A 14,459-nucleotide genomic window follows, 5' to 3' on the forward strand; every position below is an offset into this window, starting at 1 on the left:
CTCAGCGCCCCTTCTTGCGCACCCACATGGCGGCGTCCGCCTCGGTCAGCCAGATTTCGGGGTCGGTGTGGCCGTCCCAGGCGCGCACGCCGAACGAGCCGCCCAGCGGCGTCTGCTGGCCGTTCCAGACGAAGCCCTCGGTCTTCAGCGCCTCGGCCAGCTGGCGCGCCTTGGCCCGGCCTTCATCGACGCCGGCGTTCAGCATCAGCAAGGCGAATTCGTCGCCGCCCAGGCGGCCTACGGCGTCCGATTCGCGCAGATGGCCCAGCAGCATCCGCGCCACCGCCACCAGGGCGGCGTCGCCCGCGGCGTGGCCCAGCCGGTCGTTGACCCCCTTGAACCCGTCCATATCCAGATAAAGCAGCACCGCCGGCACGCCGTGGCGCTGGCAATAGGCCATGGTCCGCTGCAGGGCGGCGACGAAGCCGCGGCGGTTCAGGGCCGGGGTCAGGACGTCGTGGGCCGCCGCCGCCTCGGCCGCAGCGGCGCGCTGTTTCCAGGCGTCCAGCTCGGCGCGCAGGCGCGCGATCTCGGCGGTCAGGTCGTGTTCGGCCACGTCGGTCACGGCGCAGGCTGGCTCCGGCGGCGCGACTCAACCGGACGCGCGATAAGCGGATGTTAGAGGCTGAACGGCCGAGATTGAAGGCGGGGCCGTAGCGAAACCCGCCGTAAACACGGCCTGTATCGGTTGCGGGCGTCCGCCGCGTGCTGTAACGGGCGGCCTTTCCGCGAGGGGCCTTGAAGATATGGCGACTTCCGCAACGCCGGTGGCGATCATCATGGGCAGTCGGTCCGACTGGCCGACGATGAAGCTGGCCGCCGACAAACTGGATCAGTTGGGCGTCGCCTGGACGGCCAAGGTCGTCAGCGCGCACCGTACCCCCCAGCGGCTGGTCGAGTTTTCGACCGGCGCCAAGGCGGCGGGTTTCAAGGTCATCATCGCCGGGGCCGGGGGCGCCGCCCACCTGCCGGGCATGGCCGCCTCGATGACCGAACTGCCGGTGCTGGGCGTGCCCGTCCAGTCCAAGGCCCTGAAAGGCATGGATAGTCTGTTGTCCATCGTGCAGATGCCCGCCGGGGTTCCGGTCGCCACCCTGGCGATCGGCGAGGCGGGCGCGGCCAACGCCGGCATACTGGCCGCCCAGATCCTGGCCTTGTCGGACGAAGCCCTGGCGGCGCGTCTGGCCGCCTTCCGCGCCGCCCTGACGGATTCCGTCGCCGAAACCGTCGAGGACTGAGTGCCCACGCTTCCGCTTCCTCCCGGTTCGACCCTCGGCATTCTCGGCGGCGGCCAACTGGGCCGGATGCTGAGCCAGGCGGCTGCACGCCTGGGCTTCGACGTGGTCATCCTGGATCCGGAGCCCGACAGCCCGGCGGGCCGGGTCTCCACCGCCCAGATCGTCGCCGCCTATGACGACCGCGAGGCCCTGACGGCCCTGGGCCGGGCCGCCGACGTCGTGACCTTCGAGTTCGAGAACGTGCCCGCCGCCTCCATCGAACGGCTGGCCGAGGCCGGCGCCCTGGTCGCGCCCGGACCGACCGCCCTGCGCGTGTCGCAGGACCGGGTGGAGGAAAAGACCTTCCTGAACGCCGTCGGCGCACCGACGGTCGAGTTCGCCGTAGTCGATACGCTGGACGATCTGGTCCTCGGCCTGACGACCCTGGGTCTGCCCGCCCTGCTGAAGACTCGCCGCGAAGGCTATGACGGCAAGGGCCAGGTCTGGATCCGCACTCTGGAGGAGGCCCCCGCCGCGCTGGAAAGCCTGGGCGGCCGCCCGGCCATTCTGGAGGCCAGGGCGAGCTTCGTGCGCGAACTGTCGGTGATCGCCGCCCGCGACTGGGACGGCCATATGGCGGTTTATCCGCTGGGCGAGAACCGGCACGAGGGCGGGGTGCTGCGCACCACCCTCGCGCCGGCCACGGTGGACGAGAAGACCCAGGTCCGCGCCCGCGCCATCGCCGAAGCCATCCTGGACGGGCTGGACTATGTCGGGGTCCTGGGGGTCGAACTGTTCGATATTCCGGTTGCGGGCGGCGAGGACGTCCTGCTGGTCAACGAGATCGCGCCGCGCGTCCACAACACCGGCCACTGGACCCAGGACGGCTGCGTCTGCGACCAGTTCGAACAACATATCCGCGCGGTGGCCGGATGGCCTCTGGGGCCGACGTCGGCTCATGCCCGCGTCGAGATGAAGAACCTGCTGGGCGACGAGGTCGAGCAGTGGCGCGCCCTGGCCGGCAAGCCGGACGAACGCCTGCACCTGTACGGCAAGGCCGAGGCCCGTCCCGGCCGCAAGATGGCCCATGTGAACCGTGTGCTGGGCGCAGTCTGAAACAATGCGGGCGAAGCGCCGCAGCTAGGACGAAAGGTCCGGGCGGGGCGGCTTGCATTCCGGGCCTCGCGGGTCGATCTGGACATGGTGATGTCTTCCCCTGCCATAGTGATCATCGGCGCCGGCGTTTTGGGCCTGAGTACGGCCTTCGAGCTGACGCGACGCGGCCATAGGGTGACTGTGGTCGATCCCGGCGGACCCAACGCCTCGCGGGTGGCGGCGGGCATGGTGGCGCCGGCCATGGAGGCGGCGATCGACGATGTCTCGCCGGACCGGGCGGCGCTTCTGCGTGCGGGACGCGATCTGTGGCCCGCCTTCGCCCAGGCGTCCGGCGTGGCCTTCGCGCGGCGTCCGGCCGAATGGCGCGGCGGAGACGTGGACGGCATGGCGGCGCGGCTGAAGGCCCTGGGTTTCGAAGCCCGCCGCGACGGCGATCGGGTAGTCACGGACGAGGACGGTCAGATCCAGCCGGAACAGGCGATGGCTGCCCTGCACGCCTCGCTCGGCGACGGGATCATCCAGGGCCGCGTGGTCCGGCTGACCGCCCAGTCCGACGGCTGGACCATCGAACTGGACGATCGGACGCTGACGGCCTCGGCGGTCGTGCTGGCGACGGGAGCCGGCGACGCGATTCCGGGTTCGCCGGAGGCGACGCGGACCTTGGTCGAGAACGTCCAGCCGATCCGGGGGCAGATCGGGGTGGCCAAGGCGGATCTGGCGTCCCACGCCTTGCGCGGGCCGGGGGCCTATGTGGCGCCTATGACCGGCGGAGCGGTCATAGGCGCGACGATGGAGCCGGGACGCCGCGACACCGTGCCCGACGCGGCTGTCGGCGAACGCCTGCTTGAGGCGGCTTGGCGGGTGCTGGGGCGCTCGCCCGAACCGCTGGACATCGAATGGCGCGCCGGGGTGCGCGGGGCCTCGCCGGACGGGTTGCCGATGGCGGGCCCGGCGCCGGACGGCGCAGGTCTGTTTCTGGCTCTGGCGCCGCGTCGCAACGGCTGGCTGCTGGCGCCGATGGTCGGGGCCGTCGTGGCCGATGCGATCGAGGGGCGGGCGCCGTCGCCTGCGGCCCGCGCCCTCGATCCTCGACGGTTCTAGTCCGCCATCGCGAAACGGACGGTGAAGTTGACCGTCGCCCCGTCCACCGCGCGGCCGTCGACCGTGCGGGGGTTCATGCGGAAGTCCCGCGTCAGGCTCATGGCCGCCCGACCGAAACCCTGGCCGTTCGGGGTTTCGCCAGCGACGCGGCAGGCGGTCAGGCCGCCGTCGATGCGCACGACGCAAGAGAGGCTGGCGGAGCCTGACAGGCCATTCTCGGCCGCGCGCGTCGGATAGGCCCGCGCCATCTGCGCCGCCGACGGACGGCTGGCCCAGGTCGGGTTGTTGATGACCGAGACGGCGCGGATCGGCGTTTCCGTCGTCGCCGTGCCGCCTTGGACGCCGGTCGGGGCCGTGCTGACGACCAGACCCGGGGCCGCGTCGACGACAGGGACGTCCGGCGCGGCGAAGGGCGAGGGCTCCGTCGTCGGGAAGACCACCGGCGGCTTGTGGGTCGGATTTTGCGGCGCGGGCGGCGCCTTGGCCTCGACCTTCGGCAGGGGTTTCGGACGCGGCAGGTCCAGGGTGACGATGGTCGGCGGCGGCGCCGGCGGAGTGACGTCGGGCGCCTTCAACTGGAACCGCTGGTTATAGAGCACCACGCCGGCGCCGACATGGGCGAGGACCGACAGGCCGATGGCCGCCCACATCCAGCGCGGCAGCGGTTTCTTGCGTTCCCCGAAGTCGATGGGGCTGACGGCGCCGGGACCCCCGGCGGCACGGATCATCATGACTGCACTCCCTCGTTCACCGCCCCCGCAGCGCCCGTAACAGAAAGTGAGCGCTCAGGTTGTGGCGGCTTTGCGGCGAAGATACGCGGTTCGACAAACGTCGATCATGGCTCGGCTGTTAACGCTGTCGTTAACGATTAACGGTTGATTAACCACGTTCGACGACCCTCCGCTTGTCATGGGCATCAGAGCGATTCCATCTTCCGGCGGGGTAGAGGCGGCCATCCAGCGCGCCTCGACCGCCGTGGGAGTCGATTACGACTTCCTGGTCAAGACGGCGCGGCGCGAGAGCGCCATGAACCCGTCGGCCAAGGCGCCCACCTCATCGGCGGCAGGCCTGTTCCAGTTCATTGAACAGACCTGGCTGGGGACGGTCAAACAGCATGGCGCCCAGCACGGCTACGGCCAGTACGCCGATCTGATCCACCGAGGGACCGACGGACGCTGGCGCGTGGAGGGATCGGCGCGAAATGTGGTGCTGGACCTGAGATTCGATCCGCACGCCGCCTCGGTGATGGCGGCGGAGTTGACGGCGTCCAACGCCGCCTATCTGCGCGGGCGCACCGGCAAGGAGCCCGGCGCCGGCGATCTGTACGCCGCCCATTTCCTGGGGCCGGCGGGCGCGGCCAGTCTGATGAACGCCCTGGACCGCAACCCGGGCGCCAGCGCCGTCGCCCTGTTCCCCGATGCGGCCCGGGCCAACCGCAGCATCTTCTACAAGAACGGGCGGGCGGCCACGGTTTCGGAGGTCCATGCCAATCTGCAACGCTCGGCGGGCGACGGCGCGCCGGCGGCCGGGGCGGGGGATACGCGGTTCCCAATGCCGGAATTGAGCGATCGCGACCAGGTTCTGGCGGCGCGGATGGATCGGCTGAAGCAGGATCATGGCATCCTGGCCCTGCTTCTGGGCCAGGACGGATCGAGCGGAAGCGGGTTCGGCGGCGCCTTTTCGCCGAATGGCGGGAAATCGACCTGACCGCCGCCCGGTCTCTCCATAGTAAACCGGCCGTTAAGCATGGCAGTCTCATGATATCGGACACGCCCGATTCCCTGACGAGCCGTCCATGACCGCCCACCGCGCCCGACTGACCGAAATGGACATCCAGCGCCTGGTGAAGGCGGCCGATGACGATGAACGCGCGGAGGCGGCGCACAAGCTGTGCCGCAACATGGATCGCGCCGATCTGGATGACCGGGACCGGCAGGCGGCGCAGAAGATCGTGCGGCTGCTGGCCAATGACGCGGCCGAACTGGTGCGTCGGGCCATGGCCGTGACGCTGAAGGCATCGGACCTGATCCCCAATGACGTCGCCCGCCGGCTGGCGGCGGACGTGGACAGCATCGCCCTGCCGATCATCGGCGCTTCGCCGGCCTTCAGCGACGAAGACCTGATCGAGATCGTGCGCGGGGGCGCGGCCTTGCGTCAGGTCGCCGTCGCCGGTCGACCGCGCGTGTCGCGCGACGTGGCCCAGGCGCTGGCGGACGAAGGCTGTGAACAGGCGGTCAGAGCCCTGGCGGCCAATGACAACGCAGACCTGTCGGAACGCGCCCTGGGGGCGATCGTCGATCGTTTCCCGGACTCGGCCGAGGTGGTGACATCCGTCGCCTATCGCCAGGTGCTGCCGCTGCATATCACCGAGCGCCTGATCGAACTGGCCAGCGAGACGGTGCGCGAGCACCTGGTCTCGCGGCATGCGATGGCGCCCGAGACCGCCATTCGCTTGGCTCAGTACGCACGCGAGCGCGCCACGGTCGATCTGGTGGATCAGGCCGCGAGCAGCGCGGACCTGGGCGCCTTCATGGCGCAGTTGAATCTGCGCAAGGCCTTGAACGCCTCGCTGTTGCTGCGCGGCCTGGCGCGGGGACAGATGACGATGTTCGAGCATGGTCTGGCCGAGTTGGCCAACACGCCGCATCACCGGGCCTGGCTGATGATCCATGATGCAGGACCCCTCGGGCTAAAGGCGATCTATGACCGGGCCGGTCTGCCGCCACGGCTGTTCCAGGCCTTCCGCGCGGGGGTCGACACCTGGCGCGCCCTGTCGGCCGAAGGGGTGGATACGGCGAGCGAGGTCTTCCGCCAGCGCATGTTGGAACGGTTCCTGACCCAGCGGCCGAACGTCCTCCGCGACGACCTGGCCTATCTGATGGAGCGGCTGGACCAGGCGCCCGTCCGCCCCGCAAGGATCGCCGCCACCGCCGCTTGAGTCCTGGGGCACAGCAAAGAAAAGGCCCGCCTGACGGCGGGCCTTTTCATTTTTGGAGAGGGCTGAAGCTCAGCGCGCCTTGTGTTCGGCGACCTTGGCTTCCAGGGATTCGGCCAGGATGCGGCCGGTCGGGTTCTCGTCGGTCTTCACCTGGTCGCGAACCACGGCGCGGATGGCGTCGATATGGGCGTCGATAATGATCAGGGGCGCGTTCTGGCGGGCGCCGGCGTCGTCCAGCAGGCGGCAAAGCGAACCGGCGATACGGGTCACCAGCGGGTATTCATACGTCGTTCCCAGCCCCTTCAGGTCATGGGCGCGGAAGTACAGGGCCTCGGCGGTCTCCGCGTTCAAGCCCTGTTCACGGACGTCGGCCTGGGCCTTGTCCAGCTTGACGATCTCGTCGTTCAGCCACTGTCCGAACTGGGCGGACATGGCCTTCAGCGCTTCCTCCGCCCGTGCGATGGCGTCGGCGTTGATGCCGAAACCGCCGCCGACCTTCGTGCGAAGGGGGGGCGTGGGGCGAATGACGTGCGCCGGGTCGCTCATGGGAGACTCCATAGAAATTTCGGCGAAGCTTATCCGCGCGCCCTTAAGAAGGGGTGTAGGGGCTATCGTCAGTTGGCGAACTGCTCGGCCATCACCCGCTCGTCGAACGACCGGCCTGCGTCAAACAGCATGGTCAGGGCGACGTCGCGGCGTTCACGCACCTCGACCCGCGCCACGCGCCGAACTTCGAAATTGTCGGCCGTGGCGGAGACCGGCCGCTTGTCCGGCTCCAGCACGTCGAACCGCACCTTGGCGCCGTGGGACAGCAGGGCGCCGCGCCAGCGACGGGGACGGAAGGCGCTGATCGGGGTCAGGGCCAGAATACGGGCGTCCAGAGGAATGATCGGGCCGTGGGCCGACAGATTATAGGCGGTGGATCCGGCCGGGGTCGCCACCAGGCAGCCGTCGCACGACAGCTCTTCCAGCCGCACCCGGTCGTCGACCGTGATCTTCAGCTTGGCGCTCTGGCGGGTCTGGCGAAGCAGGGAGACCTCGTTGATGGCCAGACCCGTATGGACCTCGCCGCTCTCGGTCCAGGCGTCCATCTGCAGCGGATGGATCACAGTGCGTTCAGCGGCGACCACGCGGGCGATCAGATCGTCCTCGTCATAGTCGTTCATCAGAAACCCGACCGAACCGCGGTTCATGCCGTACACCGGGGTGCGACGACGCAGGTTGGCGTGCAGGGTCTCCAGCATCTGCCCGTCGCCGCCCAGGGCGACGATGACGTCGGCCTCTTCTTCCGGAACGGCGCCGTAGCGCGCGATCAGACCCTGGCGCGCCGCCTGGGCCTCGGGGCGGTCGCTGGCGGTGAAGGCCAGGGCGGGGACGGGCGGGGCCGGGTTCACGCGCGAACGTGAGCCTCAGCTTGGCGCCGAAGTCAAACTGTCGCGAATCTTTCCATCATCTGGCGGAAGGCGCGGGCTGCGGAATGACTGTTCATCGGCGTGGCGGACCAGCCGCGGTCGCCGGGCAGGCCGTCGGTCAGCTTGCGCAGTTCGGCCAGGACGGAGGCGAAAACCGCCTTGTCCAGGCCCACGGCAGTGCACGCCAGATAAAGGGGTTCTGCGGTCGACGAATGAATCGCGGCCCGGACCTGGGCGGGGCTGAATCCGCCCAGGTGGCCCAGAGCCCGTTCGAACAAGCCGTATCGCTGCTCGCGCAGGGCGCGGATGAGGATGCCGGGACGCAGTTGGCCGGCCGCCTGCAGCTTGTCGACCAGGCGACGTTCCATTTCCTGGCGTTCGCGATCCTCGGCGTTGCGGCCGTTCGGCAGGGGGCGCCAGACCGGGATGCGTGACGCCTTTGCGGACGCTTCCCGCACGGCGGCGTTCAACAGCCGGTCGTCGATCTGGAAACGTTCGCCGATCGACTGGCGCAGGGCCTGGCCGACCCATTGGTACAGTTCCTGCGCCAAGGACTCGCTGAGCCTGGGATGGCGCGCCAGGGGCGCGCGCAGTCCGGCGATACGGCGGGAATGTTCGACCAGGCGGTGCATGGCGGCCTCGCCGATCTCGGCGCTGCGGTTGGAGGCCAGGGCGGTCATGGTGACGGGATCCGCGCGGTCCAGAATGGCGTCCACGACGCCGCCCGACAGATTGGGGCGGCGGGCCACGGCGATCTGGTGCTCCAGCGTGGTCTCGACCAGGACGCGGATCAGGGCGGCGTCCTTCAGCAGGGGGCTGGCGGCGATGACCGGGGCGGCGATGTCGATTTCGTCCAGCGCCAGCATGTCGATCAGCGCCGGCGGGGCCCAGTCGGCGTGAGCCAGGCGTTCGGACAACTGCCTGCGGATCTCGTGCTCGGCCTGGGCGGCCAGGGTCAGGAAGATCTCGCCGAGCGCGGTCGGCAGGGGCGTGGCCGGCGCGGCGCTTTCACACAGGGCGATGACGCCCATCAACAGGCGGTGACGATCGTCTGGAGCCTTGCTGCGGGCTAGATCGACAAGGTCCTGCGGCGACAGATCTCTGTCCGTTCTGGACGAGGTCCTCAGTTGGACGACAGCGGACACGGCGACTCCCGGACGCAGCAAACTCTCGCGATCATCATGGGGCTGCGGCGTGAAGACGCGGTTAACGGAATCTGAAACGTGACGGTTAACCCCCTGCGGACTGGGCCTGCAGCCGCTTGACGGATCGACGACGGAGGGAGACGCTGAAGCAAAGCCCAGCAGAGGCCCTGCCATACAGGAGGAAACCATGGCCGACGGCGCCCATCCCGCATTGAAATCCCGCGTGTCCGAGGCCGAATGGCAGGTGCGTGTGAATCTGGCCGCCCTTTATCGCCTCGTGGCGCTGAACGGGTGGGACGACATGATCTTCACCCACATCTCGGCCCGCGTGCCCGGCCCCGAGCATCATTTCCTGATCAATCCCTACGGCTATTATTTCGACGAGATCACCGCCTCCTCGCTGGTGAAGGTCGATCTGGAAGGGAACGTCGTTCAGGAGACGACCGACTTCATCAATCCGGCCGGCTTCACCATCCATTCGGCGGTCCATGCGGCGCGCGAGGATGCGAAATTCGTCATCCACCTGCATACGGTCAACGGGGTTGGAGTGGCCGCCCAGCAGCATGGATTGCTGCCCATCAGTCAGAACGCGTGTTTACTGCAGCATCAGGTTGCGTATCATGGGTATGAGGGACTGGCCCTGAATCTTGACGAACGCGAACGTCTGGTGGCCGACCTGGGGGACAAGTCACTGATGCTGCTGAGAAATCACGGCACTTTGGCGGTCGGGGAAACGGCGGCGCAGGCATGGATCGGGATATTCTTCCTCGAGAGGGCCTGCGCACAGCAGGTGGCCGCCCTGTCGGGCGGGCGCGAACACGTGCTGATCGCGCCGGACCAAGCCCAGTCGGAAACCAGGGAACAGGGGCGGGGCATCAGCTTCGTTTCGTCCCTGGCCTGGCCGGGCGCCCTGCGTCAGCTGGATCGGAAGTCGCCCGGCTACGACGCCTGAAGTCCGGCGGGGCGTTCGGCGCCCTGGCGGCCGTCGTCGGCCTGTGCGGAGGTCTTCTGGCCGAGGAGGCCTTCGCCGGGGCCTGGACCCAGCCCAGGGGCCGGGGACAGGCGATCGTCAAATACGAGGACATGCACGCCGAAACGGGCTTCGATCCCTCAGGCGAAGAGCAGCCGCTGGGGGCCGACCGCACCGACACGACGCTGGGTCTGTTCGCCGAATACGGGCTGACAGATCGTCTGACCCTTCAACTGAAGGCCGATTGGCAGCAGGGGGAAGACGCCTTCGTCGACTATGAAGGGCGCGGGCCGGTCGAGATCGGGGCGACCTGGCAGGTCTGGCGCGACGATCACAATGCCGTCAGTCTCTATGGCGGATACGCTCAAGCCGGCGAGGGGCGCAACGCAGGCTACGCCTCGCCGGGCGTCGGCGAATACGACTGGGAGGCGCGGGCTTCAGCGGGTCGATCGTTCGGCGGGGCCGGGGCCCGGTGGGGCATGGATCAGTCCTTCGTCGAACTGCAGGTCGCCCGCCGGCTGCGCGACGGTCTGCCTGATGAAACCCGTGTGGACGCTACGCTGGGCGGGCGTATCGGGGGCCAGTGGCTGGTGATGGGCCAGGCTTTCGGCGGCGCGGCGGACGGCGGCGCACGTTGGTTGTCGCTCGAGGCGTCCGTGGTGCGCGACATGGGGGGCTGGAGCATCCAGGCCGGTTGGCGCCAGACGGTCGCGGGTCGGGAGACGGCCATCGCCCATGGACCGGTTGTGGCGATCTGGCGCAGGTTTTGAACGTAATCCCGGCGACGGAATTCAGCGTAGGCGACGTTACCAATAGGTAATGTTGCGCATGGCGGAGAGAAGCCGCTAAGCGTGCGCGTCCTCTGAATTGAAAGACCGTTGCGTGATAAAACGCCACTTCTTCCTGATCGCCGCAGCGGTTCTGCTGGGGCTGATGGTGCTTGCCGCTGTGCTGAAAGTCGCTTTCGCAGACGATGATGCGGGCGGCCCGCCAGGCGGGGGACGGCGCGGAGGCCAGCAGGTGTCCGAAGCCACGGTGTCCCAGCGGTCGTTCTCGGACCAGATCCGCGTCCTGGGCGTGGCGCGGGGACAGAGATCGGTCAACATCACCTCGTCCACCACGGAGCTGATCACCCGCGTCCTGTTCACCGACGGTCAGACGGTGTCGGCGGGCGCGCCCCTGGTCGAACTGCAGGCCCGTGAAGAGGATGCGGACATCATTGAGGCCCGCGCCAACGTCGCCCAGGCCCAACGCGAGTATGACCGCTACAAGGCCCTGGCGGATCGGGGGGTCGCCCCTCAGGTGCTGCTTGAACAGGCTGAGACGGCGCTGGAGACGGCGCGCGCCTCGTTGCAGGCGGCGCAGGCGCGTCGCGGCGACCGGGTCATTCGTGCGCCCTTCGCCGGGACCCTGGGCCTGACCACGGTGACGCCGGGCACGCTGATCAATCCGGGCGCCGTCATCGCGACCCTGGACGACACATCGACCATCCGCGTCGATTTCCCTCTGCCTGAGCGGTATCTGGATGTGCTGAAAGCCGGAGCGCCGATCACGGCGACGGCCGACGCCTATGGCGAAACGCCGTTCCAGGGGCGGATCGCCCTGATCGACACGCGCGTGAACGAGACCACCCGCGCCGCCACGGCCCGCGCCGAGTTTCCCAATCCCGGCGGTCGTATCCGCCCCGGCATGCTGCTGCCCGTCGTGGTCCAGCAGGGCCAGCGCCAGGCGCCGGCCGCGCCCGAATCCGCCGTCCAGTACGAAGGGGCGGGCGCCTTCGTCTATCGCATCGCCGCCGGGGCCGAGGGCTCGACCGCTCAGCGGGTCGAGATCGTGGCCGGCGCCGTCGAGAACGGCTTCGTCGAGATCCTTTCGGGCGTGGACGTCGGGGACCGGATCGTCGGTTCGGGCCTGAACCGGATCCAGCCGGGGGCGCCCGTCAGCGTTCCCCGCGCCCAAGGCCAGCGGGCCGCCGCCCGATGATGCTTTCCGATGTCTCGGTCCGGCGTCCGGTCTTCGCGGCGGTCGCCGCCATCGTCCTGTGCGTGATCGGGGCCGCCGCCTTCTTCTTCCTGCCCGTGCGCGAACTGCCGGACGTCGATCCGCCCATCGTCTCGGTCAACACCAGCTACGCCGGCGCCTCGGCCGAGGTGATCGAAAGCCGGATCACCGAGCCGATCGAGCAGCAGATCGCCGGCATCCAGGGCGTCGAACGCATCAACTCGACCAGCCGAGACGGCCGGTCGAACGTGAACATCGAGTTCTCGCTGGACCGCAATATCGACGACGCCGCCAATGACGTGCGCGACCGGGTCAGCCGCGTCGTGGGCCGCCTGCCGGATCAGGCCGACCCGCCGGAAGTGGCCAAGGCGGATTCCGACAGTCAGCCCATCATCATCGTCTTCCTGCGCTCGACGACGATGAACCGGCTGCAGCTGACCGACTACGCCGACCGCTATCTGGTGGATCGGATGGCGACGGTGCCGGGCGTGGCCCAGGTCAACATCTATGGCGAGCAACGCTATTCGATGCGCATCTGGCTGGATTCCGCCGCCATGGCCGCGCGCGGTCTGACGGTCAACGACGTCGAGACGGCCCTGACCAGCCAGAACGTCGAACTGCCCGCCGGCTCGCTGGAATCGACCGACAAGGACTACACCGTCCGGGTGGCCCGCACCTACGCCCGGCCTGACGATTTCCGCCAACTGCCCATCGGCACGCGGGGGTCCGCCTCCGCCTCGGCCGCCGTGGCGACCGGCGCGGGCAGCGGCTCTTCCGCCATCATCCAGGGTCAGCCGACCTATGTGACCCGCCTGGGCGACATCGCCCGGGTCGAGGAGGCGCCCGAGGAGCCGCGTCGTCTGTTCCGCGGCAACAGCATGGACCAGATCGGTCTGGCGGTGACCCGCCAGGCCCAGTCGAACGACCTGGCCATCTCGGACGGCGTCCACAAGATGATCGACGAGATCCGGCCCAGCCTGCCGCCGGGCGTGACGCTGGAGATCGGGTCGGACAACTCCGTCTTCACCTCACACGCCATCGACGAGGTCTGGATCACCATCGGCATCTCCATGGCCCTGGTGGCCCTGGTCAACTTCATCTTCCTGGGCAGTCTGCGCGCCGCCCTGATCCCGTCCATCGTGGCGCCCATCTGTCTGCTGGCGACCTTCATCGTCCTGGCGCCCCTGGGCTTCTCGTTGAACCTGCTGACCCTGCTGGCCCTGGTTCTGGCCATCGGCCTGGTCGTCGATGACGCCATCGTGGTGGTCGAGAACATCCAGCGTCGTCTGGACCATGGCGAGCCGCCGCTGGTCGCGGCCGAGCGGGGCGCGCGCCAGGTCTTCTTCGCCGTCGTGGCCACGACCATCGTCCTGTTGTCGGTGTTCGCGCCCCTGCTGTTCCTGCCGGGCTATGTCGGACGGCTGTTCGTCGAGCTTGCAGCCGCCATCGCGGCGGCGGTGGCCTTCTCGGCCTTCTTGGCGCTGAGCCTGTCGCCGATGCTGGCGTCCAAGATCCTGAAGCCGGCGCATGGCGGCGGCTGGGTCGCGCGCCGGGTCGATTGGGGCATGGACCGACTGAAGACCTCCTATGGCCGGTCGCTGGACATGCTGCTGGGCAAGCGGATCGCCGTCATCGGCGTCGGCGCCCTGATCGTCCTGGTGGCGGCCGGAGCCGGGGGCATCTTCCTGGTCCTGCCCAACGAGTTGGTGCCGGATGAAGATCGAGGCCGGGTCTCGGTGCGTGTCGCCGGACCGGAGGGGGCAGGCTTCGACTATACCCGCAAGATCATGATGGGGCTGGAACCCCTGCTGGCCGAATACAAGAACAGTGGCGAGGCGGATTCCTATCTGGTGTCGGCGCCCGGCTTCGGCGGCGGCAGTTTCAACACGGGCAATGGCGTCCTGGTCCTGTCCGACTGGTCCAAGCGCGACCGCACCGCCGCCGAGATCGCCCAGGAGCTGAACGGCAAGCTGCGCGGCCAGACAGACGCCCAGGTCAACGCCTCGACCCCCGGCGCCTTCCAGCGGGGGGGCGGCAACTCCAATTCGGTCGAGCTGATCGCAACGGGGACCGACTACCAGCAGATCTACAACTGGCTTCAGCCCCTGCTGGCGGCGGCCCAGGCCAACCCCGGTTTCTCGCGTCCGCGCCTGAATTACGAACCCAATTCGCCGCGCCTGTTGGTCGATGTCGATCCGCAGAAGGCGGCGGCGCTGGGCGTCTCGTCCCAGTCCATCGGGCGGACGCTGGAGACCATGTTCGGGTCGCGCACCGCCACCACCTATATCAAGGGCGGCCAGGAGTATGACGTCATCCTGCAGACCGACCGGGACAACCGCCGCGAAGTGGCGGATCTGGAAGCGCTCTATGTCGCGACCGGCGCGGGCCAGCTGGTGCCTCTGTCGGCGGTGGTGACGACCAAGACCTCGGGCGACACGCCGGATCGCCGGCGTCTGGATCGCCAGCGGGCCATCTCGCTTCAGGCCGATCTGAACCCCGGCATGACCATCGACGATGCGATCCAGTTACTCCGCGCCGAGGCGGCCCAACAGCCCGTCC

The 14,459-nt window shown here is 68.7% G+C and carries 14 protein-coding genes; 9 read left to right on the forward strand and 5 right to left on the reverse strand.

Annotated elements, in window-relative coordinates; translation table 11 throughout:
* Position 1: 1 nt before the first annotated feature.
* Positions 2-565, reverse strand: a complete 564-nt coding sequence (locus tag ER13_RS06155) for a GGDEF domain-containing protein (RefSeq protein WP_035307617.1) — start codon at positions 563-565, stop codon at positions 2-4.
* Between the two features lie 181 nt (positions 566-746).
* On the opposite strand from ER13_RS06155, the gene purE reads away from it, so the two are divergent.
* The 3 genes from purE to ER13_RS06170 all read left to right on the forward strand — a co-directional run bounded on the left by purE (position 747) and on the right by ER13_RS06170 (position 3,434).
* Positions 747-1,238: a 5-(carboxyamino)imidazole ribonucleotide mutase gene (gene purE, locus ER13_RS06160; RefSeq protein WP_008263824.1), complete on the forward strand. Its 492-nt coding sequence runs from the start codon at positions 747-749 to the stop codon at positions 1,236-1,238.
* Positions 1,239-2,333 carry a 5-(carboxyamino)imidazole ribonucleotide synthase gene (locus ER13_RS06165; protein ID WP_035307619.1) on the forward strand — a complete coding sequence of 365 codons (1,095 nt, stop codon included), beginning with the start codon at positions 1,239-1,241 and terminating at the stop codon, positions 2,331-2,333.
* Positions 2,334-2,423: 90 nt separating this feature from the next.
* A complete protein-coding gene (locus ER13_RS06170) occupies positions 2,424-3,434 on the forward strand; it encodes an FAD-binding oxidoreductase (protein ID WP_230307479.1) in 1,011 nt (336 codons plus the stop codon).
* Here the strand turns inward: ER13_RS06170 and ER13_RS06175 are convergent.
* Positions 3,431-4,165 (reverse strand): TonB family protein, encoded by a 735-nt coding sequence (locus tag ER13_RS06175; protein ID WP_035307622.1) that lies wholly within the window; start codon positions 4,163-4,165, stop codon positions 3,431-3,433. The two genes, ER13_RS06170 and ER13_RS06175, sit on opposite strands and share 4 nt — an antisense overlap.
* Before the next feature lie 178 nt (positions 4,166-4,343).
* Between ER13_RS06175 and ER13_RS06180 the strand changes: the two genes are divergently transcribed.
* Together ER13_RS06180 and ER13_RS06185 are read left to right on the forward strand one after the other, a co-directional pair.
* Positions 4,344-5,141 carry a transglycosylase SLT domain-containing protein gene (locus ER13_RS06180; protein ID WP_035307624.1) on the forward strand — a complete coding sequence of 266 codons (798 nt, stop codon included), beginning with the start codon at positions 4,344-4,346 and terminating at the stop codon, positions 5,139-5,141.
* A gap of 88 nt (positions 5,142-5,229) precedes the next feature.
* Complete coding sequence (locus ER13_RS06185; protein ID WP_035307626.1) at positions 5,230-6,372, forward strand: DUF2336 domain-containing protein; 1,143 nt, start codon at positions 5,230-5,232, stop codon at positions 6,370-6,372.
* A 69-nt stretch (positions 6,373-6,441) separates the two neighbouring features.
* Here the strand turns inward: ER13_RS06185 and ER13_RS06190 are convergent, their stop codons facing one another.
* From ER13_RS06190 to ER13_RS06200, 3 genes are all read right to left on the reverse strand, one after another.
* Positions 6,442-6,918 (reverse strand): hypothetical protein, encoded by a 477-nt coding sequence (locus ER13_RS06190; protein WP_008264077.1) that lies wholly within the window; start codon positions 6,916-6,918, stop codon positions 6,442-6,444.
* Between the two features lie 68 nt (positions 6,919-6,986).
* Positions 6,987-7,766, reverse strand: a complete 780-nt coding sequence (locus ER13_RS06195) for an NAD kinase (protein ID WP_035307627.1) — start codon at positions 7,764-7,766, stop codon at positions 6,987-6,989.
* Positions 7,767-7,798: 32 nt separating this feature from the next.
* Entirely contained in the window at positions 7,799-8,929 is a 1,131-nt protein-coding gene (locus ER13_RS06200; RefSeq protein ID WP_231492486.1) for a DUF2336 domain-containing protein, read from the reverse strand.
* Between the two features lie 187 nt (positions 8,930-9,116).
* On the opposite strand from ER13_RS06200, the gene ER13_RS06205 reads away from it, so the two are divergent.
* The 4 genes from ER13_RS06205 to ER13_RS06220 all read left to right on the forward strand — a co-directional run.
* Positions 9,117-9,881, forward strand: coding sequence for a class II aldolase/adducin family protein (locus ER13_RS06205; RefSeq protein ID WP_008264051.1), 765 nt, complete (start codon positions 9,117-9,119; stop codon positions 9,879-9,881).
* 131 nt (positions 9,882-10,012) lie between these two features.
* Entirely contained in the window at positions 10,013-10,669 is a 657-nt protein-coding gene (locus ER13_RS06210; RefSeq protein WP_052004920.1) for a hypothetical protein, read from the forward strand.
* 112 nt (positions 10,670-10,781) lie between these two features.
* A complete protein-coding gene (locus ER13_RS06215) occupies positions 10,782-11,882 on the forward strand; it encodes an efflux RND transporter periplasmic adaptor subunit (RefSeq protein WP_035307629.1) in 1,101 nt (366 codons plus the stop codon).
* The coding region (locus ER13_RS06220) for an efflux RND transporter permease subunit (RefSeq protein WP_035307631.1) at positions 11,882-14,459 on the forward strand (2,578 nt) is incomplete at its 3' end. The genes ER13_RS06215 and ER13_RS06220, both read left to right, overlap by 1 nt.

It is taken from the genome of Brevundimonas sp. EAKA (assembly GCF_000698025.1).
GTDB classification, from domain to species: domain Bacteria; phylum Pseudomonadota; class Alphaproteobacteria; order Caulobacterales; family Caulobacteraceae; genus Brevundimonas; species Brevundimonas mediterranea_A.

Excerpts from the sequence above, each read along its gene's own strand:
- ER13_RS06190 (WP_008264077.1), bottom strand. The coding sequence starts at position 6,918 with ATGAGCGACCCGGCGCACGTCATTCGCCCCACGCCCCCCCTTCGCACG.
- ER13_RS06180 (WP_035307624.1), top strand. The coding sequence starts at position 4,344 with ATGGGCATCAGAGCGATTCCATCTTCCGGCGGGGTAGAGGCGGCCATC.
- ER13_RS06170 (WP_230307479.1), top strand. The coding sequence starts at position 2,424 with ATGTCTTCCCCTGCCATAGTGATCATCGGCGCCGGCGTTTTGGGCCTG.
- ER13_RS06210 (WP_052004920.1), top strand. The coding sequence starts at position 10,013 with ATGCACGCCGAAACGGGCTTCGATCCCTCAGGCGAAGAGCAGCCGCTG.
- purE (WP_008263824.1), top strand. The coding sequence starts at position 747 with ATGGCGACTTCCGCAACGCCGGTGGCGATCATCATGGGCAGTCGGTCC.
- ER13_RS06185 (WP_035307626.1), top strand. The coding sequence starts at position 5,230 with ATGACCGCCCACCGCGCCCGACTGACCGAAATGGACATCCAGCGCCTG.
- ER13_RS06175 (WP_035307622.1), bottom strand. The coding sequence starts at position 4,165 with ATGATGATCCGTGCCGCCGGGGGTCCCGGCGCCGTCAGCCCCATCGAC.
- ER13_RS06205 (WP_008264051.1), top strand. The coding sequence starts at position 9,117 with ATGGCCGACGGCGCCCATCCCGCATTGAAATCCCGCGTGTCCGAGGCC.